23 protein-coding genes and 1 pseudogene are annotated in these 25,167 nt (G+C 72.5%); 15 read left to right on the top strand and 9 right to left on the bottom strand.

Going from position 1 to position 25,167, the window contains the following annotated elements:
• The first annotated feature begins 96 nt into the window (after nucleotides 1–96).
• Entirely contained in the window at nucleotides 97–1,398 is a 1,302-nt protein-coding gene (locus ACFFHU_RS29725) for a carbohydrate kinase family protein (protein ID WP_377343786.1), read from the top strand.
• A 157-nt stretch (nucleotides 1,399–1,555) separates the two neighbouring features.
• Here ACFFHU_RS29725 and sthA read toward each other — a convergent pair whose 3' ends face one another.
• Nucleotides 1,556–2,980, bottom strand: a complete 1,425-nt coding sequence (sthA, locus tag ACFFHU_RS29720) for a Si-specific NAD(P)(+) transhydrogenase (RefSeq protein WP_377343785.1) — start codon at nucleotides 2,978–2,980, stop codon at nucleotides 1,556–1,558.
• Between the two features lie 91 nt (nucleotides 2,981–3,071).
• Here sthA and ACFFHU_RS29715 point away from each other — a divergent pair, with 91 nt between their 5' ends.
• Together ACFFHU_RS29715 and ACFFHU_RS29710 are read left to right on the top strand one after the other, a co-directional pair.
• Nucleotides 3,072–5,060 carry a heavy metal translocating P-type ATPase gene (locus ACFFHU_RS29715; RefSeq protein ID WP_377343784.1) on the top strand — a complete coding sequence of 663 codons (1,989 nt, stop codon included), beginning with the start codon at nucleotides 3,072–3,074 and terminating at the stop codon, nucleotides 5,058–5,060.
• A gap of 210 nt (nucleotides 5,061–5,270) precedes the next feature.
• Nucleotides 5,271–5,858 (top strand): DinB family protein, encoded by a 588-nt coding sequence (locus ACFFHU_RS29710; RefSeq protein ID WP_377343783.1) that lies wholly within the window; start codon nucleotides 5,271–5,273, stop codon nucleotides 5,856–5,858.
• A gap of 250 nt (nucleotides 5,859–6,108) precedes the next feature.
• Here ACFFHU_RS29710 and ACFFHU_RS29705 read toward each other — a convergent pair whose 3' ends face one another.
• The gene (locus ACFFHU_RS29705) at nucleotides 6,109–7,470 is read right to left on the bottom strand and encodes an MFS transporter (protein ID WP_377343781.1); all 1,362 of its coding nucleotides are present in this window, start codon (nucleotides 7,468–7,470) and stop codon (nucleotides 6,109–6,111) included.
• A 336-nt stretch (nucleotides 7,471–7,806) separates the two neighbouring features.
• Between ACFFHU_RS29705 and ACFFHU_RS29700 the strand changes: the two genes are divergently transcribed.
• The 3 genes from ACFFHU_RS29700 (at nucleotide 7,807) to ACFFHU_RS29690 (ending at nucleotide 10,828) form a co-directional block, all read left to right on the top strand.
• Complete coding sequence (locus ACFFHU_RS29700) at nucleotides 7,807–9,939, top strand: multicopper oxidase family protein (RefSeq protein ID WP_377343779.1); 2,133 nt, start codon at nucleotides 7,807–7,809, stop codon at nucleotides 9,937–9,939.
• A gap of 80 nt (nucleotides 9,940–10,019) precedes the next feature.
• A complete protein-coding gene (locus tag ACFFHU_RS29695) occupies nucleotides 10,020–10,481 on the top strand; it encodes an SRPBCC family protein (RefSeq protein ID WP_377343777.1) in 462 nt (153 codons plus the stop codon).
• On the top strand, nucleotides 10,478–10,828 hold the full coding sequence (locus tag ACFFHU_RS29690) for an ArsR/SmtB family transcription factor (RefSeq protein ID WP_377343775.1): 351 nt from the start codon (nucleotides 10,478–10,480) through the stop codon (nucleotides 10,826–10,828). Before ACFFHU_RS29695 ends, ACFFHU_RS29690 begins: the two co-directional genes overlap by 4 nt.
• 57 nt (nucleotides 10,829–10,885) lie before the next feature.
• Here the strand turns inward: ACFFHU_RS29690 and ACFFHU_RS29685 are convergent, their stop codons facing one another.
• Both ACFFHU_RS29685 and ACFFHU_RS29680 read right to left on the bottom strand, forming a co-directional pair.
• Entirely contained in the window at nucleotides 10,886–11,614 is a 729-nt protein-coding gene (locus ACFFHU_RS29685) for a TOPRIM nucleotidyl transferase/hydrolase domain-containing protein (RefSeq protein ID WP_377343774.1), read from the bottom strand.
• A gap of 182 nt (nucleotides 11,615–11,796) precedes the next feature.
• On the bottom strand, nucleotides 11,797–13,215 hold the full coding sequence (locus tag ACFFHU_RS29680; RefSeq protein ID WP_377343773.1) for a glycoside hydrolase family 6 protein: 1,419 nt from the start codon (nucleotides 13,213–13,215) through the stop codon (nucleotides 11,797–11,799).
• Between the two features lie 219 nt (nucleotides 13,216–13,434).
• Here ACFFHU_RS29680 and ACFFHU_RS29675 point away from each other — a divergent pair, with 219 nt between their 5' ends.
• On the top strand, nucleotides 13,435–13,938 hold the full coding sequence (locus ACFFHU_RS29675; protein ID WP_377343772.1) for a hypothetical protein: 504 nt from the start codon (nucleotides 13,435–13,437) through the stop codon (nucleotides 13,936–13,938).
• Nucleotides 13,939–14,074: 136 nt separating this feature from the next.
• Here ACFFHU_RS29675 and ACFFHU_RS29670 read toward each other — a convergent pair whose 3' ends face one another.
• Both ACFFHU_RS29670 and ACFFHU_RS29665 read right to left on the bottom strand, forming a co-directional pair.
• On the bottom strand, nucleotides 14,075–16,072 hold the full coding sequence (locus ACFFHU_RS29670) for a hypothetical protein (RefSeq protein ID WP_377343771.1): 1,998 nt from the start codon (nucleotides 16,070–16,072) through the stop codon (nucleotides 14,075–14,077).
• Between the two features lie 251 nt (nucleotides 16,073–16,323).
• A complete protein-coding gene (locus ACFFHU_RS29665) occupies nucleotides 16,324–16,473 on the bottom strand; it encodes a zinc-binding dehydrogenase (protein ID WP_377343769.1) in 150 nt (49 codons plus the stop codon).
• Nucleotides 16,474–16,906: 433 nt separating this feature from the next.
• Between ACFFHU_RS29665 and ACFFHU_RS29660 the strand changes: the two genes are divergently transcribed.
• The 3 genes from ACFFHU_RS29660 to ACFFHU_RS29650 all read left to right on the top strand — a co-directional run bounded on the left by ACFFHU_RS29660 (nucleotide 16,907) and on the right by ACFFHU_RS29650 (nucleotide 18,879).
• A complete protein-coding gene (locus ACFFHU_RS29660; RefSeq protein WP_377343768.1) occupies nucleotides 16,907–17,833 on the top strand; it encodes an ion transporter in 927 nt (308 codons plus the stop codon).
• Between the two features lie 74 nt (nucleotides 17,834–17,907).
• The gene (locus tag ACFFHU_RS29655; protein ID WP_377343767.1) at nucleotides 17,908–18,537 is read left to right on the top strand and encodes a hypothetical protein; all 630 of its coding nucleotides are present in this window, start codon (nucleotides 17,908–17,910) and stop codon (nucleotides 18,535–18,537) included.
• Nucleotides 18,538–18,732: 195 nt separating this feature from the next.
• Nucleotides 18,733–18,879 (top strand): hypothetical protein, encoded by a 147-nt coding sequence (locus ACFFHU_RS29650; RefSeq protein WP_377343766.1) that lies wholly within the window; start codon nucleotides 18,733–18,735, stop codon nucleotides 18,877–18,879.
• A gap of 30 nt (nucleotides 18,880–18,909) precedes the next feature.
• On the opposite strand, the gene ACFFHU_RS29645 is transcribed toward ACFFHU_RS29650, so the two are convergent.
• Genes ACFFHU_RS29645 through ACFFHU_RS29635 form a run of 3 tightly spaced genes read right to left on the bottom strand, consistent with a single transcriptional unit; the run spans nucleotide 18,910 to nucleotide 20,860 of the window.
• Nucleotides 18,910–19,278 carry a putative quinol monooxygenase gene (locus ACFFHU_RS29645; protein WP_377343765.1) on the bottom strand — a complete coding sequence of 123 codons (369 nt, stop codon included), beginning with the start codon at nucleotides 19,276–19,278 and terminating at the stop codon, nucleotides 18,910–18,912.
• Nucleotides 19,275–20,033, bottom strand: coding sequence for an MBL fold metallo-hydrolase (locus ACFFHU_RS29640; protein WP_377343764.1), 759 nt, complete (start codon nucleotides 20,031–20,033; stop codon nucleotides 19,275–19,277). Before ACFFHU_RS29640 ends, ACFFHU_RS29645 begins: the two co-directional genes overlap by 4 nt.
• A gap of 41 nt (nucleotides 20,034–20,074) precedes the next feature.
• Nucleotides 20,075–20,860, bottom strand: coding sequence for an alpha/beta fold hydrolase (locus ACFFHU_RS29635; RefSeq protein ID WP_377343763.1), 786 nt, complete (start codon nucleotides 20,858–20,860; stop codon nucleotides 20,075–20,077).
• A gap of 95 nt (nucleotides 20,861–20,955) precedes the next feature.
• Here ACFFHU_RS29635 and ACFFHU_RS29630 point away from each other — a divergent pair, with 95 nt between their 5' ends.
• The 5 genes and pseudogenes from ACFFHU_RS29630 (at nucleotide 20,956) to ACFFHU_RS29610 (ending at nucleotide 24,914) form a co-directional block, all read left to right on the top strand.
• A complete protein-coding gene (locus tag ACFFHU_RS29630; RefSeq protein WP_377343762.1) occupies nucleotides 20,956–21,366 on the top strand; it encodes a MarR family winged helix-turn-helix transcriptional regulator in 411 nt (136 codons plus the stop codon).
• A 124-nt stretch (nucleotides 21,367–21,490) separates the two neighbouring features.
• Nucleotides 21,491–21,958: pseudogene (locus tag ACFFHU_RS29625) on the top strand (oxidoreductase); the annotation flags it as partial.
• 80 nt (nucleotides 21,959–22,038) lie between these two features.
• Nucleotides 22,039–22,476 carry an oxidoreductase gene (locus ACFFHU_RS29620; RefSeq protein WP_377343761.1) on the top strand — a complete coding sequence of 146 codons (438 nt, stop codon included), beginning with the start codon at nucleotides 22,039–22,041 and terminating at the stop codon, nucleotides 22,474–22,476.
• Nucleotides 22,477–22,575: 99 nt separating this feature from the next.
• Nucleotides 22,576–23,400, top strand: a complete 825-nt coding sequence (locus tag ACFFHU_RS29615; protein WP_377343760.1) for an alpha/beta fold hydrolase — start codon at nucleotides 22,576–22,578, stop codon at nucleotides 23,398–23,400.
• Between the two features lie 164 nt (nucleotides 23,401–23,564).
• The gene (locus ACFFHU_RS29610; protein ID WP_377343759.1) at nucleotides 23,565–24,914 is read left to right on the top strand and encodes a hypothetical protein; all 1,350 of its coding nucleotides are present in this window, start codon (nucleotides 23,565–23,567) and stop codon (nucleotides 24,912–24,914) included.
• Nucleotides 24,915–25,167 lie beyond the last annotated feature (253 nt).

Below are 25,167 nucleotides of genomic sequence, written 5' to 3'. Positions count from 1 at the left end.
ACCGGCCGGGTTGTCGAGCTTGCCTGGCAGGGGCACCATGCACAGACAATTGCCGGAAACCGTTACCGCGACCGACCGATCCGAAAGTGAGCGAGAGTGAGCACGGCAGGACCCGGAGCCGCGGACCGCGGCCGCGCCGCGCGGGACCAGGCCGGCCCGGAGGGCGGGGACGCCGCGCGGGACCGGCCCGGCCCGCATGGCGGGGACGCCGCGCGGGACCGGCCCGGCCCGGAGGGCGGGGACGCCGCGCGGGACCAGTCCGGCCGGGACCGCGGGCACGCCGAGGGGGACAAGCCGCGCTGGGACCCGCTGGCCGGTCTCCGGCGGGACGATCCCACCGCCATGGACGTGTTCATGTCGGCGACCGTGTTCCTCGACATCGTCTTCACCGGGCTGCCCGCCGTGCCGGCGGCCGGCACCGAGGTGTGGGCGACCGGCATGGGCTCGGCCCCGGGCGGCATCGCCAACCTGGCGGTCGGCGCCGCCCGGCTGGGCCTGCGTACGAGCCTGGCCGCCGGCTTCGGCGACGACGCGTACGGCGACTTCTGCTGGCGCACGCTCCGGCAGGAGGGGGTGGACCTGTCCCGGTCGCAGCGGTTCCCCGGCTGGCACACCCCGGTCACCGTCTCGATGGCGGTCGACCGGGACCGCAGCATGGTGACGCACGGCCACGACCTGCCGGTGCCGGTGGACGAGATGGTGGGCGTTCCGCCGCGGTCCCGGGCCGTGGTGGCCAGCCTCGGCGACGTGAACGGCGGCGTCGAGCTGCCCGGCTGGGCCCGCGCCGCGCGGGACGGGGGCGCCCTGGTCTTCGCCGACGTCGGCTGGGACCCGTCGGGCACCTGGAACCAGGTGCTGGCCGAGCATCTCGCCGGCTGCCACGCCTTCATGCCCAACGCGCCGGAGGCGATGTCGTACACCCACACCGGCACGCCGGAGGCGGCGCTGCGCCGGATTGCCGGCTGGGTGCCGCTGGCGGTGGTGACCCTCGGCGCCGAGGGGGCCATGGCGATCGACGCCAGCACCGGCGAGGAGGAACGCGTACCCCCGCTGCCGATCATGGCGCTGGACCCGACCGGCGCCGGGGACGTCTTCGGCGCGGGCCTGGTGCTTGGCACGATCGCCGGCTGGCCGCTGCGCGAACGGCTGCTGCTGGCCGGTCTCTGCGCCGGCCTCGCGGTGCAGCACTTCGGCGGCTCGCTGGCCGCGCCCGGCTGGGGTGACCTGGTCGACTGGTGGCGGGGCACCGTCGAGCGCGGCGCGGCCGGCGACCCGCTGGCCCGGGAACTCGCCATCCGGTACGGGTTCCTGCCCGACCTGCTGCCCTCGGGCCCGGTGAGCCAGGTGCGCCGGGCCCACGCGACGCTGGCGCGCTACTCCGACCTGGACGTGACCTGACGCGCGTTGGTCCGCCCGTGACGTATACGCCAGCCACCTCAACCGGCCCGGTTGAGGTAGCTGGCGTATACGTCACCGATCGCGCCTGCGGCGTGGGGGAGGGGCGGGGCGGGCGGGGGTGGGGGCGGGGGTGGGGGCAGGGGCTACGAGTTCGCGCTCAGCCGTGTAGCCGGGCGATGTGCCGCATCTTGTTCATCGCGTCCAGGGCGGCCACCTTGTACGACTCGGCCAGGGTCGGGTAGTTGAACACCGCGTCCACCAGGTAGTCGACGGTGCCTCCGCAACCCATCACGGTCTGCCCGATGTGGACCAACTCGGTGGCGCCGGTGCCGAACACGTGGACGCCGAGCAGTCGGCCGTCGGAAGGGGAGACAAGGATCTTGAGCATCCCGTACGAGTCGCCGATGATCTGCCCGCGGGCCAGTTCCCGGTAGCGGGCGATGCCCACCTCGAACGGGACCCGCTCGTCGGTGAGCTCGTCCTCGGTGCGGCCCACGAAGCTGATCTCCGGGATCGTGTAGATGCCGATCGGCTGGACCGCCTGCATCTCGCGGACCGGTTCGGCGCAGGCGTGGTGGGCGGCCAGCCGGCCCTGCTCCATGGAGGTCGAGGCGAGCGCCGGGAAACCGATCACGTCGCCGACGGCGTACACGTAGTCGACGTCCGTCCGGTAGTGCTCGTCGACCTGCACCCGGCCGCGGGCATCGGCGGTCAGCCCGATGGCGTCGAGGCTGAGATCTCCGGCGGTGCCCTGCCGGCCGGCGGAATACATCACCGTGTCGGCGGCGATCTGCTTGCCACTTTCCAGCACGGCCACGGCGCCCCGCTCGTGCCGCTCGACCGAGGCCACGGACTCGCGGAACCGGAACGTGACGGCCAGGTCGCGCAGATGGTATTTGAGCGCCTCGATGATTTCCAGGTCGCAGAACTCCAGCATCCGTTCCCGCCGCTCGACCACGGTCACCTTCGTGCCGAGCGCGGCGAACATCGAGGCGTACTCGATGCCGATCACCCCGGCGCCGACGACCACCATGGATCCGGGCACCTTCTCCAGGTTGATGATGCCGTCGGAGTCGATGATCGTCCGGTCGTCGAAGTCGACGCTGTCCGGGCGCGCCGGCCGGGTGCCGGTGGCCACGATGATCTTTTCGGCGGTCACCGTGCTGACCCGCCCGGCGTCTTCGGTGATCTCCACGGTGTGCGGCGCGGTGAACCGGGCGCTGCCGGTCAGCAGGTGGACGCGGTTGCGCGCGAACTGGCTGCGGATCACGTCGATCTCGCGGCCCACCACGTGCTGGGTACGGGCGGCCAGGTCGCTGACCGTGATGTCCTCCTTGAGGCGGTAGCTCTGGCCGTACATCTCGCGCTGGTTGAGCCCGGTGAGGTAGAGGACGGCCTCCCGGAGCGTCTTGGAGGGGATCGTGCCGGTGTTGATGCAGACCCCACCGATCATGTGGCGGCGCTCGACCACCGCCACCCGGCGTTCCAGCTTCGCGGCCGCGATGGCGGCCTTCTGGCCGCCCGGACCCGAGCCGAGGACCAGTACGTCGTAGTCGAACACCTCTCCAGTGTCGAGGAACATCGACGTACCGGCACGGCGGCGACGGGCGTTGCCCGGATCACCCGCCTTAAATACCCCTAGGGGGTATGGTGGGCGCCGAGGAGGCGATGAGATGTCCCATGACCCCGAGGCATTCCGTGGCCGGTTCTGGCTGAGCCTGCTGCTGACCGTGCCCATCGTGCTGACCAGCCACATGGTGATGGACTGGTTCGGCTACCGGCTGGACTTTCCCGGGTTGGACCTGGTCGGTCCGGTGCTCGGCACCGTGGTCTTCGGCTACGGCGGCTGGCCGTTCCTGACCGGCGCGGTGGCCGAGGCGCGGTCCCGGACGCCCGGGATGATGCTGCTGATCGCCATGGCCATCACGGTGGCCTTCGTGGCCTCGCTGGCCACCGCGGTGGGCGCGTTCAAGCTGGACTTCTGGTGGGAGCTGGCCGCGCTGGTCACGATCATGCTGCTCGGGCACTGGCAGGAGATGAAGGCGATCGGTCAGGCCCAGGGCGCGCTGTCGGCGCTGGCCGCGCTGCTGCCGGACGAGGCCGAGCGGCTCGACGCCGACGGCCATGCACGGCCGGTGCCGGTCGCCGAGCTGCGGGTCGGCGACCTGGTGTTGGTCCGGCCGGGCGGTCGGGTTCCGGCCGACGGCCCGATCGCCGAGGGCGCCGCCGCACTGGACGAATCCATGATTACCGGTGAGTCCCGTCCCGTCGGCCGCGGCGTCGGCGACCGGGTGGTGGCCGGCACGGTGGCCACCGACGCGGCCATCCGGGTCCGGGTCGACGCCGTGGGCACCGACACGGCGCTGGCCGGCATCCAGCGGCTGGTGGCGGAGGCTCAGCAGGCGGGCGGTCGGGCCCAGGCGCTCGCCGACCGGTTCGCGGCCTGGTTGTTCTATGTGGCCACCGCGACCGCCGCGGTGACCCTGGTGGCCTGGACCGTGGTCGCCGGTCTCGGCGAGGCGGTCGTGCGGACCGTCACCGTGCTGGTGATCGCCTGCCCGCACGCGCTGGGCCTGGCCATCCCGCTGGTGATCGCGCTGTCCACGGCCGTGGCGGCCAGGGGCGGCATCCTGGTCAAGAACCGGCTCGCGCTGGAGCGGATGCGCGGGGTGGACGCGGTGCTGTTCGACAAGACCGGCACGCTGACCCGGGGCGAGCACGCGCTCACCGCGGTGGCCGGCGCGAACGGCACGGCCGACGACGAGGTCCTGGCGCTCGCGGCCGCCGTCGAGGCCGACAGCGAGCACCCGCTGGCCCGGGCCATCGTGTCGGCGGCGCAGCAGCGCGGGACCTCCCGCCGGGCAACCGGCTTCCAACCGCTGGCCGGGCGCGGCGTCCGCGCCGAGGTCGACGGCATCCGGTACGCCGTCGGCGGTCCCGCGCTGCTGCGGGAGCTCGGCGTCGCGGCGCCGGACGAGCTGACCGACCGGCAGTCCGAGTGGTCCCGGCGCGGCGCGGCCGTACTGCACCTGCTGCGCCTCGACGACGGCGCGCCCACGGTGCTCGGCGCCCTCGGCCTGGCCGATCAGGTCCGCCCGGAGGCCCGCCGGGCCATCGCCGAGCTGCGCGCCGAGGGCGTCCGGACCATCGCGATGATCACCGGGGACGCCCGTCCGGTGGCCGAGGCGGTCGCCGCCGACCTCGGTTTCCGCCCCGGCCAGGACGAGGTGTACGCCGAGGTGCTGCCGGCCGACAAGGACGACGCCGTCGCGGAGTTGCAGCGGCGCGGGCTGCGGGTGGCGATGGTCGGCGACGGGGTCAACGACGCGCCGGCGCTGGCCCGCGCCGACGTCGGCATCGCCATCGGCGCCGGTACGGACGTGGCGATCGAATCGGCCGGGGTGGTGCTCGCCTCGTCGGACCCCCGCGCGGTGACCGGGGTGATCCGGCTGTCCCGGGCCTCCTACCGGAAGATGGTCCAGAACCTGGCCTGGGCCGCCGGCTACAACGTGGTGGCGCTCCCGCTGGCGGCCGGCGCGCTGGCCTGGGCCGGGGTGACGCTGAGCCCGGCGGTCGGCGCCGTGCTCATGTCGGTGTCGACCATCGTGGTGGCGCTCAACGCCCAGCTGCTGCGCCGGGTCCGCCTGCGCCCGGCGGGCTGACGGCCGCTCCCGACGGACGCCGCGCCCGGCGGGCTGACGGCCGGGCCCGGCGGGCTGACGGCGCCCGACGGACGCCGCGCCCGGCGGGCTGACGGCCGCTCCCGACGGACGCCGCGCCCGGCGGGCTGACGGCCGCGCCCGGTGAGCTGACGGCCGCGCGGCGCCGGTTCCGGACGCGGATCGTCCGGGACCGGCCCTACGGTTGCCGCCATGACCTCCTGGCAACCCGCTCCCTGGGAACCCCCGTTCGCCGGCACCGAGCCGGAGCAGCTGCTCGGCGCGCTCGACCGGCTGCGCGCCACCTTCCGCTGGAAGACCGATGGCCTCGACCCGGCCGGCCTGAACACCCGGATCGGCGCCTCCACGCTCACCCTCGGCGGGCTGCTCAAGCACCTGGCGGCCGTGGAGGACTTCCACTTCACCACCAAGCTCCGCGGGGAGCCGTTGGGCGAGCCGTGGAAGTCCTTCGGCTGGGACGGCAGCGACGACTGGGAGCTCCAGTCGGCCGCCGACGACACCCCGGAACAGCTGTACGCGCTCTGGGATGCCGCCGTCGAACGGTCCCGGACCAGGCTCGGCGCGGCACTGGCCGACGGCGGCCTCGACCAGCCCGTCAACGTCACCGCGCCGGACGGCCAGCACGCCAGCCTGCGCCGGCTGGTCTGCGACCTGATCGAGGAGTACGGCCGGCACACCGGACACGCCGACCTGCTCCGCGAGGCGGTGGACGGTCGCGTCGGCGAGGACCCGCCGGGCGACTGGCGACCGTCCTCCGACCGGTCCACCGCGGCCGCCTGAGGACGACCGCGCCGCCCGCCGGGCGTACCGGGGTCGGCCGCGCCCGGCCCCCGGCTCGGCCGCCCGGGCCTCGCGTCGGGTCCGGGGCCTCGCGTCGGGCCCGGGGCCTCGCACCGGGCCCGGCGCCTCGGGTCGGGCCCGGGGCCTCGCGTCGGGCCCCGGGCCTCGCGTCGGTTGCCGCGGCCTCGCGTAGGAGGGCCGGCCAGGGCTCGGCCGCGGTTGAGCCCCGGCCCGCCGACCGGGTCTCCGCTCAGCCGACCGGGGCCAGCACGGCCGGGCGCGTCGCCGCGGCCGCGAGCCGGCGCCGGGCGGCGTTCCGGTACCGCACGACCTGCACGGCGCCCACCGCCCACAGCAGGTACTGCGCCGCGAAGGCCCAGCGGAAGGTGTCCAGCGACGGTGTCCGGCCCGCGGGCGTACCGAGGTCGAGCACGAGGCCGACGCCGAGGATGAGCAGGATCGAGGCCACGAAGCCACCCACGTTGACGATCCCGGTGGCGCTGCCGATCCGGCTCACCGGGTTGAACGTCCGGGCGTAGTCGAAGCCGATGACCGAGCCGGGACCGTTGGCCGCCAGCACCAGCACGAGCACCACCAGCAGCGGGGTCGGCGCCCGGCCGGGCCAGCTCAGCACCACGGCCCAGACCAGCGCGCTGGTGGCGGTGACCGTGAGCACCAGCACCGAACGGTGGAACGGGTGACGGGCGCACAGGTGCGCGATCAGCGGCCCGAGGACCAGCGCCGCCACGGTCATCAGGGTGAGCAGCGCGGCCGCCGCCGTCGGCGCCAGCCCCTGGCCCTGTACGAGGAAGGGGAAGCCCCACAGCAGCGCGAAGACCGTCCCGGAGAACTGCGTGACGAAGTGGGTCCACAGCCCGAGCCGGGTGCCCGGGTGCGACCAGGCGGCCGTGAGCTGCCGGCGTACCCGATCCAGACCGGTGGCCACCTCGGCGGCCGGCGCGTCCGCGGCCGGGACCCCGGCGGTGGCCGCGACCGGCAGCGGGTCGGGGGTGTCCCGCACGGCGGCGAGGACCATCGTGAGGACCGTCGCCCCGAGCGCGGCCGCGGCCAGGAAGGTGGGCGTCCAGCCCGCGTGGTGCAGCAACGCCACCAGGGGTACGGCGCCGAGCACCGCGCCCAGCTGCCCGAGGGTGCCGGTGAGCTGCACCATCAGCGGATTGCGCCGGCCCGGGAACCAGAACGTGACCACCCGCAGCACGCTGATGAACGTCATGGCGTCGCCCAGCCCGACCAGGATCCGGGCCAGCACCGCCAGCCGGACGTCGGTGGCCAGCGCGAATACCAGCTGCCCGGCCGCCATGAGCGCGCCGCCGGCCAGCAGCAGCCGGCGCGAGCCGAACCGGTCCAGCAGCACGCCCACCGGGATCTGCATGACCGCGTACACCGCCAGCTGCGCCACCGAGAAGGTGGCCAGCACCGCCGGATCGATGTGGAACCGGTCCGCCGCGGCCACCCCGGCCACCCCGAGCGAGCTGCGGTGGAACACCGCGGCGACGTACGCGCTCAGCGCCACGCCCCAGACCAGCAGCGCGGACCGGCGCGCGGGTTCGACGGGCAGGGTCGGGCCGACGGTGGTGAGCGAGGGGGGCATAGATCCATCGTGTGCCGGCGGTGGGCCGGTCGCCCAGGCCGGCGCCCGGATCGTGGCCGGACTCACCCGTCACCCCGGCCCCGACCGCCCCACCCCAACCGCCGCACTCCTACCGCCGCACACCTACCGCCCCACCCCAACCGCCCACCGCCACCGGTTAGGAAGGGCCCCTTCCTATACAAAAAGCGATAAGAAGGGGCCCTTCCTTCCCCCCGGCCGGGGGGCGATGGGGGCGAACTTCCCGAAAGGGTGAAGAGTGTAGATAGCGTACATAACACGTGAAAGGTCTTGTCTACTGCTCTCGATGACGAATCCGTCCGGAGAGGTGGCGAGACCATGGACCGCCGTACCCTGCTTGCCGCCGGCGCCGCCGGCGGCGCCGGCATCCTGCTCGGCGGCCCGGCCGCGCTGGCGGCCGACGGCGGCCACCCGCCGCGACCGCCGGCCGGCGGTCGCCCACCGCGGCCGCCGGGCGGCGGGCACGGGCCGCGGCCGCCGGACGGCGGGCAGGCGCCGCCGCTGGACCCGACCACCATTCCCAAGTACGTCACGGTGCTGCCGCTGACGGCGCCCATGCCGGTCAGCGGTCGCCACGGCGGCATCGACGAGTATCAGATCGCGATGCGGCAGTTCGCCCAGCAGGTGCTCCCCAAGGGGATGCCCAGGACGACCGTCTGGGGCTACGGCTCGCTGTCCCATCCCGACACCTTCCGGTTCCCGGGCCGGATCATCGAGGCGCGGTATGGCCGGCCGGTGCGGGTGGACTGGGTCAACGACCTCGTCGACCGGCGCGGCCGGTACCTGCCGCACCTGCTGGCGGTGGACCAGACCATCCACTGGGCGAACCCGCCCGGCGGGATCGCGGGCCGGGACTCGACGCCGACCTTCACCAGCACACCCGGTCCGTACACCGGGCCGGTGCCGCTGGTCACCCACCTGCACGGCGCGCTGACCCAGCAGGAGAGCGACGGCTATGCCGAGGCGTGGTACCTGCCGCGGGCCTGCGACATCCCGCGCGGGTACGCCCGGGTGGGCAGCTGGTACGACCGGTTCCAGGCCGCGTTCGCGGACCGGTACGGCGTCCGCTGGCGGCCCGGGTCGGCCACCTTCCAGTACCCGAACGAGCAGCCGGCGGCGTTCCTCTGGTACCACGACCACGTGCTGGGCATGACCCGGCTCAACATCTACGCCGGGCTGGCCGGCGGGTACATCCTGCGCGGCGGCCCGTCGGACCTGCCGGCCGGGACGCTGCCCGGCACCACCGCCGCCGCCCAGCGGGACGGCCGGCCCGGGCCGGGGCATTACGAGATCCCGCTGGTCATCCAGGACCGGTCGTTCCGGACGGACGGGTCGCTGTTCTATCCGGAGAGCCGCGCGTTCTTCGACGGGTACACCGGGCCGTACATCCCGTACACGGACGTGCCGCCGATCTGGAACCCGGAGTTCTTCTCCGACACGATGGTGGTGAACGGCGCGACCTGGCCGGTGCTGCCCGTGGAGCGGCGCCGCTACCGGCTGCGGCTGCTCAACGGCTGCAACTCGCGCTCGTTGATCCTCTCCATCGCGGCCAACCCGACCGCCCGGCCGGCCCAGCCGGTGCTGCCGTTCTGGCAGATCGGCACCCGCAACAGCTTCCTGCCGGACCCGGTCCGGGTGGAGAAGCTGGTGATGGGCAACGCCTACCGGGTGGACGCCATCGTGGACTTCAGCAACGTCCCCGAGGGCACGGAGCTCTACCTGGTGAACGAGGGCCCGGACGCGCCGCTGTCCGGGTACGACAATCCGGGCGAGCCGACCAACCCGCAGACCACCGGCCAGGTGCTGAAGTTCGTGGTCGGCGCCCGCCAGGGCACCGACCGCAGCGCCCCGCCGGACCACCTGAGCCTGCCTCCGGTGCCCACGCTGCGCCAGGCGGTGCGGACCCGCAAGCTGGCGCTGCTCGAGCAGGAGAACCCCGACGTGGGGCCGGTCGAGGTGCTGCTCGGCATCGTCGACGAGAACGGCACGGCGGTCCCGCTGGAGTGGGACGCGCCGGTCACCGAGATCGCGACCATGGGTGAGAACGAGATCTGGGAGTTCCACAACACCACGGCGGACGCCCACCCGATCCACCTGCACGACACGCAGTTCCGGCTCATCGGTCGCGGCCCCGACGGCACCACCCCGCCGGCCCCGCAGGAACTCGGGCTGATCGACACGATCCTCGCGTACCCGAACGAGATCACCCGGATCCTGGCGCGGTTCGCCAACCCCGGCCGGTACGTCTGGCACTGCCACATCGTGGAGCACGAGGACAACGAGATGATGCGGCCCATCGACGTGCTGCCGGCGGGCGCGCCGAGAACCGGTGACGGCGGCGCGGCCGGCGGGGTGAAGGTCGGGCTCGCCGCGGCCGGGGCGGCCACCGTGGCCGTGGCCGGCGCCGCGGCCGCGGTGGTGATCAAACGGCTGGGCGACCGTGCGGACTGACGGCGTTTCGCAACTCCTGGTTGCGGTCGGGTCGAGTCCCGGGGTAGCCTCTCTGCAACCAAAGGTTGCAGGAGGGTCCCGTGGAGTTCGGCACCATCGAGCGCGAGGTCTACATCGAGGCGTCGCCGGAAATCGTCTTCGACGTGGTGAGCAGTCCGGAGCACCTCAAGCAGTGGTGGCCGGACGACGCCAGCTACGACCCGACGCCCGGGTCGGCCGGGGAGATCGTCTTCGGCGAGCGTGACGCCGGCGGGACGGTGGTGGCCTTCACCGTGGTCGACGCCCGGCCGCCGCGGACGTTCGCGTTCCGCTGGACCCACCCGGCCGATCAGGTCGCGGCCGCGGGCAACTCGCTGCTGGTCACCTTCGACCTCACCCCGTCCGGCGGCGGGACGCTGCTCAAGATGACCGAGAGCGGCTTCCGGGAGATGGGCTGGGAGGTCGCCCTCCTGGAGCAGCAGTACCGGGAGCACGCCACCGGCTGGGACTTCTACCTGCCGCGGCTCGCGCCGTACGCCGCGAAGCTCGAGGCGCGGCCGTGACCCCCGGGACGGTCGATGACGACCTCTGGTCGGCGATCGGCGACCCGACCCGGCGCCGGATGCTCGACCTGCTGCTCGTCGATGGCGGCGGCACGGCCACCACGCTGAGCCAGCGGCTGCCGGTCACCCGGCAGGCGGTGGCCAAGCACCTGGGCGTCCTCGACCGGGTCGGGCTGGTCCGGGCCACGCCGGCCGGCCGGGAGAAGCGGTACCGGGTGGACGACGCCCAACTCGCCCGGGCGGCGGACCAGTTGGCCTCGGTGGGGACGGCGTGGGACGCCCGGCTGCGGCGGATCAAGGGGATCGCCGAGGCGATCCAGCGCGCCCAACCGAATCCGGACGCCTAAGGGCCTGTGCGACCGCCGGTCACCGGCAGGACCGAGGACCGCGGCCGGCCCGATGGGTCAGACCGCAGCAAGCAGGTCATCCAGCGGCCGGGGCAGGACATCCCGCTCGACGGCGGCCTCGACGAGCAGCCGGGCGTAGCGCAGCTTGCGCGTCGAGCCGCTGCCGAGGAAGCGGCGCAGCTGAGCGGGGAGTTCCCGACCGCGCCAGGCGGGTTGGTTCTGCAGCGAGCGGAACGAGCCCAGGTCCCCCTGCGAGTCGAAGAGCACCTCGACCGCCGGGGCGCCGATGCTGCGGATCAGCTCGTCTTCCAGATCCTCGACGCAGACGTACAGCAAGGGGTGTCCGATGCGGGGGTCCGATGCGCCCGGCGGGGCCGCGACCAGCCCGCGCCGGAAGATCTCCGCCTCGCGCAGGTCGCACAGGCCGACCAGCCGGACCCCGGGAACCAGCGGGCCCAGCCTGGCGAGGAAGCCGCGGATCGCGTGCGCCCCGCCGATCGGCACGATCGCCACCCGCTCCGCGTCGAGATTCCGGCCGCGACCCGCGGCGGCCGTCTCCAGGGCGATCTGGTCGCTGATGCCCTCGACCAGCACGACGGTCGCGGCCCCGGCGATCTTCGTAACGGCCCGGGCCGTCGCCTGGATGGGCGCGGCCGGCCCGCTCAGGTAGCCCTCGAGCGCCCGGCGCGCCAGCTCGGCGCGGCTGGCGCCGGTCATGCCGGTCTCGGCTCGGCTGGCGCCGGTCGTGCCGGTCTCGCCGCGGGCGAACTCGTCGGGGCGGGCCACGCGGACATCATCGGGCAGGGACGCGGCGCCGGCCAGGGGTTTAACCCCGCGACGCGGCGCGGCCCGGCGCGGAGGGATGGGACCTCCGCACCGGGCCGCAGCGCCGGGCACGCCCGGCGGTTGCGCTCACGGCGTCGGGTGCGCCGAGCGCATCGGGTACGCCGACCGCGACGCCGGGTGGGTCAGCTCGCGGCGCAGGTGGCCGTGGCGCCGGTGCCGGTTCCGGTGCCCTGGAAGCCGAAGTTGGTCGACTGCCCGGCGCCGACCTGCCCGTTGTAGCTGACGTTGGTGAACCGCACGGTGCCGGTGGTGCCGCTGGCCTGGGCGTTCCAGGCGTTGGACACCGCGGCGCCGCCGGGCAGGGCGATGGTCACGGTCCAGCCGTTGATGGCCGATGAGCCGGCGGTGACGTTCACGCTCGCGGTGAAACCGCCGGACCACTGGTTGATCGCCACCGACGCCGAGCAGCCGTTGCCCGCCGGCGGGGTGGTGGGCGGCGCGGTGGTCGGGGGCGTGGTGGTCGGGGGCGCGGTCGTGGGCGGCGCGGTCGTCGGAGGCGCCGTGGTCGGCGGGGCCGTGGTGGGCGGCGTGGTGGTGGGCGGCGCGGTCGTCGGCGGGTTCGGCGCGCCGTTCGCCAGGCTGTAGGCCAGGTCGGGCTGGAAGGATCCGGCCGTGTACCGGCAGCCGTCCGCCTCGCCCGGCGGCTTCACCCAGAGGTACGCGTCGATGTTGCCGTCACCGGTGTTGGTCGTCGGGTACAGCCCGATCCGCCGGTCGGTGTTGTCGTCGGCGCACCAGTCGCCGGTGGCGCCGCCGTTGCGGCTGGTGTCGATGACCTGGTGCTTGCCCGAGATGCCCATCCCGTTGAGGGCGGAGATGATCGCCCGGCCGTAGTTGGCCTCGCCGGAGGTGGGGTTGAAGTTCGACACGTTGGTGAAGAAGCCGTCGGCGTACTGCACGCCCGCGGCCCGCAGCCGGTTGGCCTGCTCGCTGGCGCTGTTCCAGGTGGAGTGGCCGCCGTCGAGGTAGACCTTGGCGTTGGGGTTGCCCGACTTGATGGTCCGGGTGGCGGTGGCGATCGCCTGGTCGCGCGCGTTGACGTCGTTGCCGCTCAGGCAGGTCTGCAGCGCGAGGGCGTCGGTCTCCAGGATGATGATGACGGTCTGGTTGCCCAGCCCGCGGGAGAAGTTCGACACCCAGGTCTGGTACTGGTTGAGGTCCGGCGCCCCGCCGGCGCTGGCGCCGCCGCAGTCCCGGTTGGTGATCTCGTAAACCGACAGCACCGGGATCTGCCCCGCCGCGTTTGCCGCGCCGACGTACCCGGAGACCTCGGACTGCACGGTGGAGGGGTTGAAGTTGGCGAACCAGCGGGCCTGCGGCTGGCTCGCGATCTTGTCGCGGATGACGGGCGTACGCGAGTCGCCGGGGTTGGCGGCGACCCAGCGGACGACGGCGGAACTCGGGTCCCGGTAGAGCGACCCGGACAGCGTGCCGGCGGACGCGTTGCCGACGGCGAGGCAGACGGCCGCGGCCGTGGCGCCCGCGACGGCCGCCACGGTGATCACCGCCGATCTGCGGCGGGGCGGGGAGAGGGTAGCCACGATGTGTTGCCTCCCGGTCAAATTGATGTATCTAAGTCTATGGGAGCGTTCCCAAGACGGTAGCGGAGCTTCGCCCCGCTGCCAAGAGGTGACGGGCGGCCCCAGGGGTTCGCTGCGGTTGCCCCCCGGTTCTAGGCTTCGGTCCGTAAGCCGAGCCGGCAGGGCAGGGATCGAGCTTCGATGGGTCGAGGATTTCGGGAGCGATGCAGGGGCGACCGGGTGGTCCTGCGTGCCTGGCGCATGCCGCTCATCGTCGCGGTGGTGTGGTGCTCGCTCATCCCGCTCGGCGGCGGAGTGCTGCTCTACGGAATCTCCGTGGTCGTGCTCCCGCGGGAGACCGACCGGACCGACGTCGTCCTCGGCACGATGGTCATCGTCCTGTGGTTGATGTGCCTCGTGCCGGCCGCACGTTCCCTGGCGGCCCGGGTCGTCGGGGACCCCGACGGCCTGACCGTCCACAATGCGCTTCGGACGATCCGAATTGGCTGGGTCGACGTCCGCGGCGTCGATGTGATCATCACCTTCAACTCCCAGGCGTTGATCAACGGCCTGTGGTTCGGCGTGGCCGTAGCGGTCCGGGGCCGCCCGCGACCGCTGCGGATACTCGCCTCGTGGGTGCGGCGGGAGGACCGGGCGGAGGCCTTCGCGCAGCGGCTCCGGACGCTCGCCGCCGACGCTGCCGCGGGTGGCCCGGGACCGTCGCCGGCCGGCGCCGGGCACTGAAGTAGGCCCGGCAACGCTCGATCCGGCGGTCGGGGTCGACCATCCGGCTGAAGGGCGCCCGGATGGCGTGGAGCGGGTCCGGCCGGCTGGCCGGACCCGCTGCCTGTCTCCGGTACGGCGTTCCCGGTCTATCCGGTCACGGCAGGGCGCCGTACGCGGCCGCCAACCGTTGCGCCAGCATCTCGTGGCCGGTGGCATTGGGGTGCGGCGAACCGCTGATGAACGTGTCCTGCAGGTTGGCGGTCTGCAGCCGCGGCGGGGCGACGACCGCGAGCCGGTCGTTCAGCGGCATGCCGAACAGGATGCTGGTGTTCAACTGGTTGCCCACCGACTGGGCCGCCTCCTGCCACATCGGGTCGATCAGCGGCTCCCACCTCGGGCCCAGCGGAGGCACCTTTTTCGCGTACCAGTCCGGAAGCTGGGAGCGCAGCCACTTCTCGGCGACCGTCCCGACGTCGATCCGGGCCGGGGTGATGTCGTAGTACAGCATCCACACCACCTTGTCGGCGCCGGCGTCGAGCATCCGGCTCACGATGGCGCCGGCGTTGCCGGCGATCGCCGGGAACAGCTGGGGTCCGTCGAACCGCGGCACCTCCGCGGAGAGCAGCTTCTCCTGACCGGTGATCTTGTTCTTCAGGTCGAGCACGCAGCCGCCGCCGTCGAGCACGATGCCGGCCCGGCCGCGCGGACTGGCCCAGTTCGTCGGCAGGCCCAGCTTCTGGCCGATCATCTCGATGCCCCGGCATTCGAGCAGCTTCTCCAGCACCTTCGTCCAGTTGGTGTCGTTGATCCCGCCGGTGGTCACGAAGTACGCCCGGTGACCGTCGTTCTTGGCCTTGACGACCTCGGCCTCGGCCATGTCCAGCGGCGACGCGTTGCGACCCCAGGGCCGGCCGCAGGCGTCCGGTGTGTCGGGACCGCCACCCACGATGTTGCCGGTGGTATAGCCGGTGCGGGCGAAGTTGTAGTAGTCCACGACATTGGTGTTCATGTTGAAGTACTTGCCGACGTAGCTGAACATGCCGTCGTTGCCCGGGATGTTGCGATGGTCGACCGACAGGAAGCCGCATTTCAGATCGCTGGACTTCATCTGCAGATGCGCCGAGGTCACCGAGTCACCGGTGGCGACCAGTACGGTCCGGGCGTCCTTGTCCACCTGACTGACGTCGCGGCAGTTCACCCGGTCCGACTTGGCCTCGTCGAGGGTGTCGTGCCAGTCGTCGTCCTCGTCGGTGACCTGGGTCGGGCAGCCGGTCGGGTTCGGCGGGTTGGGCGGTGTCGGGTTCTGATCGGGGTCGGTCGGATCCGGTCCCGGATCGGTGGGCTCGGCGCTCGGCGAGCTGCTCTCCGACGCGCTTTCGGACGGATCGGCCGAGCCGGACGCCGACGCCGAGGGATCGGCGGAGCCGGAGCCGGACGGGTCCGCGGAGCCGGAGGGGCTGGCCGAATCCGAGGGACTCGCCGAGCCGGACGCGGACGGATCGGCGGAGCCGGACGGGCTGGCGGAGTCGGACGGGCTGGCCGATCCGGACGGGCTGGCCGAGTCGGACGGGCTGGCCGATCCGGACGGGCTGGCGGATCCGGATGGGCTGGCCGAGTCGGACGGGCTGGCGGAAGCGGACGGCGACGGGCTGGCCGAGTCGGACGGGCAGGGAGTGCCGGTCGGGCGGGGGGAAGACGCGGATGGCGACGGCGAGCCCGCCGGCTCGGTTAACGTCGGCATCGCGGTGGCGCCGAACAGTTGCCGCATGAGCCTGGCGTCCGCCGTGGGGTTGACCGGATCCGTGGCCCGCGAGGTGGCGCTCGGGCTGGCGCATGGGCTGGCCGTACCGTCGCCGTCGGCTACCCGGGCCGCACCGCCGGCGTCGGCCCGGGGCGCCTGGCCGCGCCGCCGGGCAAGCTCGTCCCGGACGAAGCCCGGCAACGGCTGGCCCTCCGGTACGCAGGGATCGAGCATCCACTCGACCCCGTCGAGCATCCGATCGCAGGGCAGGTCGGCGGCGGCGAGCCGGACGTGCTCGGCCAGCACGCCGGGCGGCGTCACGGCCGGTCCGCGGGGCTGGCCGGCCGCGGTCAGCGGCTGTGCCACCACCGCCGTCAGCACCAGGACGCTTGCGGTCAGACCCGCGATCACGGGACCGTTCCGACGCCGTACCGGCGCCGGTGGCGCCTCGCCGGGGTCCCAACTGGCCGGTCGAACCATTGGCCACTCTCCTTTGGAGTTTCGGAGGCAGAACCCGGAACGCGGCTCATCGAGCCCGCCTTCTCCGTTCGGGTCTGCCCGGCCGGCGGGCGAGGCGCACCGTGCCCACGCCCGTGCGGAAGCGTAGGAACGACCGATAAGCCGTCGATGAATCCGCGATGAAGCGGCGGGCCGGGTCCCGGTCAGGTCGTTCGCAGGTCGAGGACGAGCTTGCCGGTGGTGGCGCCCGCCTCGATCCGGCGGTGGGCGTCGGCTATCCGGTCGAAGGGCACCCGCTCCACGCGTACCCGCAAATCTTTGCGGTCTCGCCGACCGTGGTCAGGTTGCGCCACACGATGCCCGAGGCGGCCCAGCCCCCGGGCGACACGGGCACCGGCCGCGGTGACCGGTCGCCGGCGGGGGTCCCGTCGGGGTCGGCGCCGCGGGCGTCGGCAGCGCCGTGGGCCCGACCCCGGCCGTCCCGGCCACCGAGCCGGGTGGGGCGCAGCCGGCCAGGGCCGCGGCCACGGCGAGCAGCGGGATCAACCGGCGGGTCGCGGGCACCGGGCGAGTCTTGCCCGCGTACGCGAAGCCGGGCCGTGCGGCTTTCGATCCGCGGGGGGTCTGGCGTTCGATCTGCGGGGGCGTACGTGTTCGAGCTGCGGCCTGCCGGCGCTGCTCGCGGACCGTACGCCTGGCCGATGATCTATAGGGTGTGTGGATGCCTCGTGCCGGACCGGTCCGCCGTCGTCGGGGCGGCTCGTCGCCGTCCGGCCCGGCCGGACGATGAGCGAGCCCAGCCGGCCGGGTGGGCCGGGAAGCCCGACGGCGGGGCTGCGGAGCCGGCTCGCCCGGCGGTGCGCGCGGATCGTCAACTCCGGCCCGTTCGATGTCGCCATCGTCGCGGTCATCGTGGTCAACGCCATCGTGCTGGGCATCGAGACGTACCCGCATCTGGGCACCGCGCGGCCGGTGCTGGGGTGGGTGGAGATGGTCTTCCGGGCGGTCTTCGTCACCGAGATCGTGATCCGGGTGCTGGCCCACGGCCGGCGGCCGCAGGACTTCTTCCGGCGCGGGTGGAACGTGTTCGACCTTGCCGTGATCGCGGCCATCTTCATCCCCGGGCTGCACGGCGATCCGGCGCTGCTGCGGGTGCTGCGGGTGGCCCGCGTCGTACGGCTGGTCCGGTTCTCGCCGGGGCTGCGTACCATCGTGACCGCGCTGCTACGCAGCCTGCCCGGCGTCGGCGGCTTCCTCGCGCTGGCCATGGTGACCCTGTACGTCTACGGCATGCTGGGCTGGCTGCTGTTCCGGGACGTCTACCCCGAGGCGTACGGCGACATCGGCAAGTCCCTGCTCACCCTGTTCGTGCTGCTGTCCCTGGAGAACCTGCCGGACCTGATCGCCCAGGGCGCCGACCATTCCCCGTGGGCGGTCGTCTACTACGTGAGCTACGTGCTGATCGCGGTGAACCTCCTGCTGAACATCCTGATCGCGGTGATCGTCAACTCGATGGAGGAAGCCCGCCGGCTGGAGCTGACCGAGCGGCTCGCGCCGGACTACGACGAGGACGGGGACGGGATCCCCGATCGGGTCGACCGGATCGCGATCAGCCAACGGCTCGATGACCTGCGTGCCGCGGTCGTCGGACTCGAACGGGAACTGCGGGTCGACCACGACGGCCCGGCCCGGAACCGACGCGAGGTCCCCTAGCGGTCCAGAGTAGACGGACCGCTGGCGACACGGCGCGACCCGAGGTTCACGGGAAGTAGTTCAAGAAATTGAGATTGAACGAAATCCTGCTGGGTAGCAAATACCCCGCACGGGCAATCAAGAGGAAGGAACGACCCATGCGTACAGCACGTCTAGGCGCAAGCCTGGCCGCACTGACCGCCGGGGCAGGACTCATCCTCGGAGGCGCCGGAGTGGCTCAGGCCGCGCCGGTAATCCACCAGGCCCCCTCCGTCGCTTCGGCAGCATCGTCCGTCGCCACCCCGGTGACGGGCACGTTCACGGACGCGAATGGGGGGACCGGCACCTTCGCCGGGACCTTCACGCCAACCCGGTTCGTCAACCAGAACGGCCAACTGGCCGCGGTGGGGAACCTTACCGGGACGCTGAAGGACTCGTCAGGTAACTCGCTCGGCACCGTTTCCCAGCAGACCACCGCTCCGGCGGCGGTCGCCAACGGGACCTGCGACATCCTGAATCTGGATCTTGGGCCCCTGGACCTCAACCTCCTCGGTCTCAAGGTTCACCTGAACGAAGTAGTGCTGAACATCACCGCCCAGGCGGGCCCGGGCAACCTGCTCGGCAACCTGCTGTGCGCCGTCGCCGGCCTGTTGGACGGCACCGGTGCGGGTGGCGGCCTGGACGCCCTGGTCGCCCTGCTCAACCAGATCCTCGCGATCCTGTAAGTATCTGGTTGATCTACCCCGAGCGGGGGTGGCCGGTTGGCCACCCCCGCTCGATCCTTTCCGCCGTGGGGACGCAATCGCCGGTGCGTGTGCTTCTGGCGGCGGCTCGGGCCCATCGGCTGAGCACGGGTTTCGCGGCAGGGCCGGTGCGGGTAGAGGGCACACCGCCTGTCGGCCATCCACTGAGGAGATTTCATGTCGGCCCAAGCGGTTCTCTATATCCTTGCGGTCATCCTGCTCGTGCTCGCCGCGTTGCCGTTTCCCACCCGGGGCTTCTCGCTCGCCCTGCTGGGCGCGGCGTGCGCCCTGCTGGCCTACTCCTGGCCGGTGATCACCGGCTAGCCGAACGAGGCGCCGGCCTCGCCGACGGTGTCACGACTGCCCGGGCGTGTGGAGCTCCACCAGCTGCGTCAGCGCCTGTGCGTCCGCGGTGCTGTGCGCGGCAAGCTCCGAGAAGAAGCGCGCGACGTGCCCGGTCGCGAGATGGGCACGGAATGCCTGGACGTCGTCGTAGATCTCGTAGAGGTGGAAGGTGCCGGGAGCGTCGATCCCGCGAAATGCCCGGAACTCGCGGCAGCCCGGCTCTCGGCGAACGGCGGCGGCGAGGGTCATGACGGCGGCGGCCAGTTGGGTTTCGTGGCCGGGCACGGCGTGCAGCACGGCGATCATGGGTCGCTCACCGGGCGGGAGGTCGTCGCTGACCGCGGGCATGAACTCGCGATGGCCGGTTGGTCCGCTCATGGGATCGGCACCTCGATGCCGGGCAGCACGATGCGGGTGGCGACCTCCGGCGCGACGCGGGCCAGGGCGTCGGTGAAGTGCCGAGGATCCTGGTCGCCCTTGGTGATCATGCGGTCGCCGAGGAAGCCGCTGTGGAAGGCGTAGTGGTGGGGCAGCGCCACGGTCGGTCTGAGCACTGCGGCGAGTTCTGCCGCCTCTTCGGCGTCCATGACGACCTGCATGCCGTTCGCGGGTCGGATGCAGAGCCCGTTGATCGGCAGGATCGCAAGGTCGAGGTGGTCGAATCGTTCGGCGACCTGGTCGAGCTCGGGGATTCGCAGGGTGTCGCCGCCGAAGAACACCCGCCGTCCGTGGGCCTCGATGACGAAGGTGACCTCGTGCACACCGTGCTTGCCGGGGGTCGCGGTCACCGTGAGGTCGCCGACGGTGGCCGACTCCCACGCCTCGATGGTGTGCAGGTCGGTGAACCCCTTGCCGGCGGCGAGGGCGGTGACCGTGCCGGGCCCGAACAGCGGCGTGCCGAGATCGAAGCCGCCGGCGACGAGCGCGTCAAGATCGCAATGGTCGTAATGCTCGTGGCTGATGACGACCGCGTCGACCCTGCCGAGGGTGTCGACGGTCTGCGCGACCGGTTCGCCGTGGTAGTAGGTCGCGGTCTGGGTGAACCAGGGATCGGTCAGTACGCGGACGTTGCCGATGGTGATCAGCTGGCTCGCGTGGGCGATGCGGGTGACGGTCAGCGGTGTGCCGGTCATGGCGCGTCCTTTCCGGTTGCGGTGGTGGCGAAGGGGATCGCTCAGCGGCCGAGGTCGAAGATCGCCCCGAGCAGTTCCTCGGGGGACTCCAGCTGAGGAAGGTGGCCGGCGCGGGGAAGCAGGGTGAAGGTGGACTCGGGAAGGGCGTCGGCGTAGGCCCGGCCGTACTCGGGGCCGACAATGCCGTCGCTTTCTCCCCAGATGACGTGGACCGGGAGATCGAGCGTGCCGAGCCGCGCCAGGAGCGTCGGGTCCGACATCGTGGGGCCGGCGTAGGCGGCCAGCGCGGCGAGGTCGGGGCTCGGACCGGATGCCGACCCCGCGGGCGGCCGCGGGGCCTTCGACGAGTCGTGGAACGACAACCGGAGAAGGTCGGCGGACGTCAGACCCGCAACGCTCGTCATCGGGTGGCCGTCGACCTCGATGCCGATGCCGTCGATGATGACCGCGCCGCTGACTCGAGGGCTTCGTGCCAGGCCGATCTCCGCGGCGACCCAGCCACCGTAGGAATTGCCGACGACGGTGACGTCCGACAGGTCCAGTTGCTCCAGCAACTCGACGTAGGCGGCGGCGAGATCGCGCGTGGACCCCAGCGTGCCGGGGCGGGGGGTGCCGCTGAAGCCGGGATGGGTGGGAAGTAGGACCCGGGAGTGGGTTCGTTCCGCAAGCAAATCGGCGAAGCCGGTCATCGAGCCGGGTCCGGCGCCGCCGTGCAGCAGCAGGAACGGGCGGGTGCGGTCGCGGTCGGCCAGGGTGATCTCCGCGCCGGCCACGGCGCGCGTGCTGATGCGGGTGGGGCGCAGGCTGTCTGCCAGAACGGTGGTCATCGGAACTCCTTCGAGGGGCTGATACAAGGAACCTTATATCAGGTCGCTTATACAAGCAACTTTGTCAGCGGATGGATCGCGGCTACGCTTGCCAGATGCCTTCGGTGCAGGACGTCGGGTTGGCCGTCAAGCGGCTGCAGTGGCGGCATCACCGCGAGGGCAACCGGCGGCTGTCGGCGCAGGCGGGGCTGTCGTTGGTGCAGTGGGACGTACTGCGGCACCTGCACCGCAACCCGGACGCCTCGTTGCACGCCCTCGCCGAAGCCACATTCCAGACCGACCAGTCGATGGGCGAGCTGGCCCGGCGGATGGTCGCGAACGGTCTGCTCGAGCGGGTCGACGGCGCGGGCAGAGCCGTCCGGCATCGCTTGACCGCCGCCGGTGTGGCGGCCTTCGAGGCCGGGTCGGGAATCTTCGACGAGGTGCTCGGCGAGACCGTCGGGACGCTCACCGACCAGGAGCGCGCCACCCTGTTCGCCCTGTTGGAGAAGGCCCGCGGAGGCTGACGGCAGCGACCGCGGCGGGGCGTACGCCCGACCCCGCCGGCTACCCGGTGGCGGCGCGGAGCGGGGCGAGTGCGGCGCTCCAGGCGACCACCTGGTCGAGCAGCGTGCTCAGGGCGCGGGCCTGGTGATCGGCGGGCGCGAACTCGGTGCGGTCGCGGAAGGGTGTCCAGGACGGCGGGTCGAGTCACTGGGCGTCCGCGTAGGCGGCGAACTGGTCCAGCAGGCTGTGCGGGGCGCGTTCGTCGAAGCAGAGCTCCAGGTTGCGGGCGGCCTCCACGGCGGCCTCGGCGCTGCGCGGGAACAGGTCCTTTTCGTACGCGGCGAGCGCGGCCTCGATGTCGCCGGCCGGGTCTCCCATCCGGACACCAGTGGGCAGCGACCGGTCGGGCCGTCCGAGATCGCCGGCGAGGGCACGGTCTTCACCGCCAGCGGACCGCAACCGATGCCGGTCCCACGGGCGCTCGGCAGGCATGAGGTTCGCGAGCAGGTCGAGTCCTTCCCGGCCGCAGCGCGGCGGGCGATAGCGGCGGGCTTTGACGGAGTCGAACTGCATGGCGCCAATGGTTACCTGATCCAGCAGTTCCTCAGCACCAACGCCAACCTGCGTACCGACCGTTACGGCGGCTCGATCCGCAACCGCATCCGCTTTCCGTCGAGGCGGCGACCGCGACCGTGCAGGCCGTCGGCGCCACCCGGACCGGCATCCGCCTGTCGCCGGACGCCGGGATCTGGGGCGTACGCGAGACCGACGCGCTGGAGCTGTATCCGGCGTTGCTGGCCGAACTGGCTCCGCTCGGACTGGCGTACATTCATGTGATCGCCTCAGCGCCCGACGAGGTGCTGGCAGCGATGCGCAGAGCCTGGCCGAGGGCGATGATCGTCAACCCGAACCATCCGGCGAACACCACCCGGTCCGACCGCGCGGCGGCCGAACGCTGGCTGGGGCGGGGCGCGGACCTGATCAGCCTAGGCCGCGCGTTTATCGCCAACCCGGACCTGGTGGAGCGGCTACGCCGGGATGTGGCACTCGCCGGCGAGGACCCGGCGTACCACTACGCCGGCGGCGACACGGGATATCTCACCTACCCTTCGTACGTACCGCTGGCTTGATCCGGCACGTTTGACAATGGGACATGGGGTAACCAAACACTTACCTGAAGGCACCGGCGCCGGCACCGCGCTTCGTGCGGTCCGAGAAGCGAGGACGACATGCCCTACGTCTCCACCAGCGACGGAACCGAGATCTTCTACAAGGACTGGGGGTCCGGCCAGCCCATCGTGTTCAGCCACGGCTGGCCGCTGACCGCCGACGACTGGGACAACCAGCTGCTCTTCTTCCTGGGAAAGGGCTACCGGGTGATCGCCCACGATCGCCGCGGGCACGGTCGGTCGACGCAGGTGCCGGACGGGCACGACCTCGACCACTACGCCGACGACCTGGCCGCGGTCGTCGCGCAGCTCGACCTGCGCGACGCCATCCACGTCGGCCACTCGACCGGCGGTGGCGAGGTGGTGCGCTACCTCGCCCGGCACGGTACGGAGCGGGTGGCCAAGGCCGCGATCATCTCCGCGATCCCGCCGCTGATGGTGCAGACCGACAGCAACCCCGAGGGGCTGCCCAAGAGCGTCTTCGATGATCTCCAGGCGCAGCTGGCCGCGAACCGGTCCGAGTTCTACCGGGCGCTGCCGTCGGGGCCCTTCTACGGCTACAACAAGCCGGACGCGAAGCCGTCGGAGGCGGTCATCCAGAACTGGTGGCGCCAGGGCATGATGGGCGGCGCCAAGGCGCACTACGACGGCATCGTGGCGTTCTCGCAGACCGACCAGACCGAGGACCTCAAGAAGATCACCGTACCGGTGCTGGTCATGCACAGCGAGGACGATCAGATCGTGCCCTACGTCGCCTCCGGCCCGAAGTCGGCCGAGCTGCTGCCCGACGGCACGCTGAAGACGTACCAGGGCTTCCCGCACGGGATGCCCACCACCCACGCCGACACCATCAACGCGGACCTGCTGGAGTTCCTCCGCTCCTGACCCGCGGCCGGCCGCCCCCTCACTCCCCGGAGGGTGGCGGCCGCCCGCCACGGTAGGGGCGGGTGGAGCGGTCTACCCTCAGCCCTGCATCACCTGGGTGTCATCGTGCCCACACCGCCATCGGCGGCCAACCAATTCCCGTCGCCCGTGGCAAGATCCCCGGCGTGCCGCATCCTGACGAGCCGACGCTGGTCGCGTACGTCGCGGAACATTCCTCCGCGACCGCACTAGCCGTGTACGACGCCACGGACCCTGCCGCGGCCTTCGCTGCGCTGCGGGCCGCAGCGGGGGAGATCTCGCAGATCCGCCACCCCGACGAGCCCCACTCTGGCCTGCCGAACTGGTGCGCGGTACTCGACGAGGACGGCGTGCCCGTTCTGCGTTTGGACATGAAGGACGAGATCCGTTACTCGGCCCTGGTTGTCCGGATCGTCCTGGACCGGCTGGCCGCGGGCGGCGTCGATGGTCGGCTCGCGCCCAAGCGACCGCCGGAGTCGCCGTTCCGCTACGACCCGAACGCCGACCGCTACAGCGGGATGGAACCGCTGACGCAGCTTGACGAGCGTGGCCTGCCGCCGGGTTTCCCCGCCGGCTTCCCGGTGCCGGAGCAGGCCACCCTGGTCCTCGCCCAGCGCGGCCGGGACGGGGTCGCCGAGCATGCGGCGTGGCGTCGGTCGACCGGCGCCTTCCCCGGCTACCTGGACCGGTTGCGCGCGTTCGGCTGCACCTTTGGACCGGTGCCTCGGCTGCTCACCGCCCGGGACCATGGCACGGTGCGGTACACGCTGTGGCGCGACGGCGCGGGAGGCAGCGTCACCCTGTACCAGTCCGCCGCCGCGCGGCGGCCCGGCTCGACGCTGTACTGGTACGTGAGCGTCGTCTGGCAGCAGCGGGCCGAGCCGCCGGCCACCGCCGTCGAGCCGGACGAGGCGCCCGACATGCGCCCGATCCCCACCGGCCCGGCCGCCGCCCGGGAGGTGGCCGAGTTCCTGGCGCCCGCACCGCTCGTGGCCGGTTACGAGACGGTGATGGCCCTGGCCACCGCCGCCCGCGCGATCGACGGACTGGTCAGCGCCCCGCCGGACCCGGCGGACCGGCGCCCCCGACCGGCCGTGATCGCGGGCCGGCTCACGCACCTGCTCGGCCGCCTCGACCGGGAGCAGCTGTCCACCGTGCGGCACGTCTGCCTGACGATGGTCACCAACATCCTGGCCACCGGCCGGCGTCCGCGCCCCCGAGGCTTGAGACTGGTCGCCGACGAGAACGGCCACCTGTACGCCGCGGACCTCCGCGACGGTGTGCGGGAGGCGGTGAGCTCCGAGGACCTTCCCGCCTTCGAGGCGGGAACGGCCGTCGCGCAGAGCGCGCCGATGATCATTGAGGGGCTTTCCGGCCTTCGTGACGCACCCGTGCCCCCGCCGGCCGACCGCTATGCCTGGCTGTTCGCCGGGCTGAGCCCGCAGCACCTGGCCGCAACCCGGGACGCCTGCTGGCGGATCCTGACTCCCACCTGACAACCCGCGCGACGGTAACCCCGCGCCGGTCATCGGCCGTACCTGTCGAGCCGCGCACGCCGATCTCGTCGGCGACCTCCAGCGCCCGCCGGTAGCAGACATCCTGGGTCGTCAGGTCCCCGAGGACGGCGGTGACGGCTGGTTTGCCGCCATTGCGCCGTTGCCACCAGTCCGCCGGTCGGCTACTTGTCAGTTCCATCGTTGTATTTAGATACTGAGCAGGTGTTTGCGCCGGGGGATGCGCCCGGCCGAT

This window comes from Plantactinospora siamensis, assembly GCF_042434095.1.
In the GTDB taxonomy this organism is placed as follows: domain Bacteria; phylum Actinomycetota; class Actinomycetes; order Mycobacteriales; family Micromonosporaceae; genus KBS50.
This window is presented reverse-complemented; position numbering and strand designations above follow the sequence as displayed.

Coding starts and splice junctions, on each gene's coding strand:
- sthA (WP_377343785.1), bottom strand. CDS start 2,980: ATGTTCCTCGACACTGGAGAGGTGTTCGACTACGACGTACTGGTCCTC.
- ACFFHU_RS29715 (WP_377343784.1), top strand. CDS start 3,072: ATGTCCCATGACCCCGAGGCATTCCGTGGCCGGTTCTGGCTGAGCCTG.
- ACFFHU_RS29710 (WP_377343783.1), top strand. CDS start 5,271: ATGACCTCCTGGCAACCCGCTCCCTGGGAACCCCCGTTCGCCGGCACC.
- ACFFHU_RS29705 (WP_377343781.1), bottom strand. CDS start 7,470: ATGCCCCCCTCGCTCACCACCGTCGGCCCGACCCTGCCCGTCGAACCC.
- ACFFHU_RS29700 (WP_377343779.1), top strand. CDS start 7,807: ATGGACCGCCGTACCCTGCTTGCCGCCGGCGCCGCCGGCGGCGCCGGC.
- ACFFHU_RS29660 (WP_377343768.1), top strand. CDS start 16,907: ATGAGCGAGCCCAGCCGGCCGGGTGGGCCGGGAAGCCCGACGGCGGGG.
- ACFFHU_RS29650 (WP_377343766.1), top strand. CDS start 18,733: ATGTCGGCCCAAGCGGTTCTCTATATCCTTGCGGTCATCCTGCTCGTG.
- ACFFHU_RS29645 (WP_377343765.1), bottom strand. CDS start 19,278: ATGAGCGGACCAACCGGCCATCGCGAGTTCATGCCCGCGGTCAGCGAC.
- ACFFHU_RS29640 (WP_377343764.1), bottom strand. CDS start 20,033: ATGACCGGCACACCGCTGACCGTCACCCGCATCGCCCACGCGAGCCAG.
- ACFFHU_RS29635 (WP_377343763.1), bottom strand. CDS start 20,860: ATGACCACCGTTCTGGCAGACAGCCTGCGCCCCACCCGCATCAGCACG.
- ACFFHU_RS29630 (WP_377343762.1), top strand. CDS start 20,956: ATGCCTTCGGTGCAGGACGTCGGGTTGGCCGTCAAGCGGCTGCAGTGG.
- ACFFHU_RS29615 (WP_377343760.1), top strand. CDS start 22,576: ATGCCCTACGTCTCCACCAGCGACGGAACCGAGATCTTCTACAAGGAC.